Source organism: Ruminococcoides bili, assembly GCF_040093295.1.
Taxonomy (GTDB): Bacteria; Bacillota; Clostridia; order Oscillospirales; family Acutalibacteraceae; genus Ruminococcoides; species Ruminococcoides intestinale_A.
Genome location: NZ_JBBNJY010000082.1, coordinates 1 through 2,175, shown reverse-complemented (window position 1 = coordinate 2,175; position 2,175 = coordinate 1). Strand labels below are relative to the sequence as shown.

Here is a 2,175-nt window from a genome sequence, read left to right as displayed (position 1 = left end):
CCGATCTTAAAAAGGTTGACCAAACTTTTATAATTGCTTGGCTAAACTGTGAGTTAAACCATAATTATCACGACTTCTGATGAAAAACGGTTTTTTTATGGCAAATTACTAAAAAGCAAAGGTTAAATTTGTTTAATATTGTTATCAATTTTGTAACCTTTTGCCGATTATGCAAAATCTATAAAAAAAATAAAGAAATTTGAAAATAGAGGTTGATTTTTTTCTCGTTTTTGTGTAATATGTATATAAGAGATATATTGTATTTTAAATATATTAATTCATTAGGCTCTTATTATAAGAATTTTTGCTACAAAGGCTTGTTTTGCAAAAATTACAGGTGTTATGCATTTTGTATATGTTTGCAGCTAAGGTCAAAGCAAAATACAGCCTGAATAATATGCTTACAATTATATGAATATTTGCTTAGAAAAAGAGGTAAATAAAATGTCAAACAGATTATTCCAGGGTATTGTTCACCAGATGAAAGATGCAATTGACAGAACAATAGGCGTTATTGACGAAACTTCTGTTGTTATAGCTTGTTCAGAGCTTGGCAAAATCGGTGAGGTAAACGAAAGCGTAAATTCAGAAACCTTAAGTTCAACAGCTCCTTTTGTAATCAACGGCTATACATATAAGTCATTTGGCAGCAACGCTAAGTATGATTACGCTGTATTTGTACAGGGTACAGATGAGTATGCTCAGAAGTACGCACAGCTACTTTCTGTTTCTTTTGCAAGCATTAAGCAGTATTATGACGAGAAATATGACCGTTCAAACTTTATTAAGAATGTAATTCTCGACAACATTCTTCCGGGCGATATCTATCTTAAGGCAAGAGAACTTCACTTTAACAGCGAAGTTTCAAGAGTTTGTCTTCTTATCAAAATCGTTTCAAAAACAGATGTTTCTGCATACGATATTATTCAGAATCTTTTCCCGGACAAGTCAAAGGACTTTGTTATCAATATTAATGAGTACGAAATTGCACTCGTAAAAGAGATTAAGGCGGATACAGAGAGCCGTGACCTTGAAAAGCTTGCAAGCTCTATTTCAGACACACTTTCAAGTGAATTCTACACCCACTGCGTTGTAGGTATAGGTACAACGGTAACAGGTATTAAGGACCTTGCCCGTTCATTTAAAGAAGCACAGAGCGCACTTGAGGTAGCAAAGGTATTTGATACAGAGCGTACAATAGTAAGCTATGATAACCTCGGTATTGCCCGTCTTATTTATCAGCTTCCAACAACTCTTTGTGAAATGTTCTTAAAGGAAGTTTTCAAGCGTGGTTCAATCGAGAGCCTCGACCAGGAAACACTTTTTACAATTCAGCGTTTCTTTGAAAACAACCTCAATGTTTCTGAAACATCAAGAAAACTTTTTGTTCACAGAAATACACTTGTTTACAGACTTGAAAAAATTAAGAAACTTACAGGTCTTGACCTTCGTGAATTTGAGGACGCTATCGTATTTAAGGTAGCTCTTATGGTTAAAAAATACCTTAACGCAAGTCCTGCAAAGTATTGATTGAGTGAATTTAATATGGCTCTGCACTGCCGATTTTTCGGTAGCGCAGGCCATTTTGACTTTTTAGAATTAACTTGTCAAAATATTACAAAATATTGTATTATATAACGCAAAATATACAGAATAAGTGTGTATTTTGTAATAAAGGTGAAATTTATGATAGATTTTAACAATGTATCTAAAACCTATCCGAATGGCACTCATGCGCTTTATGATGTTTCTATACATATAGACAAGGGCGAGTTTGCTTTTATAGTAGGTGCGTCCGGAGCAGGTAAAAGTACGTTTTTAAAACTGATTATGCACGAGGAAAGTCCGTCGTCAGGTGAAATAATCGTGAATAATCTTAATATAACAAAAATGCGTCGCAGAAAAGTTCCGTATCTTCGTCGTCATATGGGTATTGTATTTCAGGACTTCAGACTGATAGATAAGATGAATGTCTTTGACAATGTAGCTTTTGCAATGAGAGCAATCGGTGCGAGCGCATCATCAATTAAAAAACGAGTTCCGTACATTCTTGAGCTTGTCGGACTAAAAAATAAAATGAAAAACAAGCCAAGTGAGCTTTTGAAATGCTCCCCTTTTGTTAGACAATGAGGTATAATATAAATATACCGTAATTAAAACTAACGAAAGGGGGCA

Annotated in this window: 2 protein-coding genes; both read left to right on the top strand. The window is 34.4% G+C overall.

Annotated elements, in window-relative coordinates; translation table 11 throughout:
* Positions 1-444 precede the first annotated feature (444 nt).
* Positions 445-1,530 carry a PucR family transcriptional regulator gene (locus AAAY30_RS11390; RefSeq protein WP_022234379.1) on the top strand — a complete coding sequence of 362 codons (1,086 nt, stop codon included), beginning with the start codon at positions 445-447 and terminating at the stop codon, positions 1,528-1,530.
* A 156-nt stretch (positions 1,531-1,686) separates the two neighbouring features.
* Positions 1,687-2,130, top strand: a complete 444-nt coding sequence (locus AAAY30_RS11385) for a cell division ATP-binding protein FtsE (protein ID WP_499222366.1) — start codon at positions 1,687-1,689, stop codon at positions 2,128-2,130.
* The last annotated feature ends 45 nt before the right edge of the window (positions 2,131-2,175 follow it).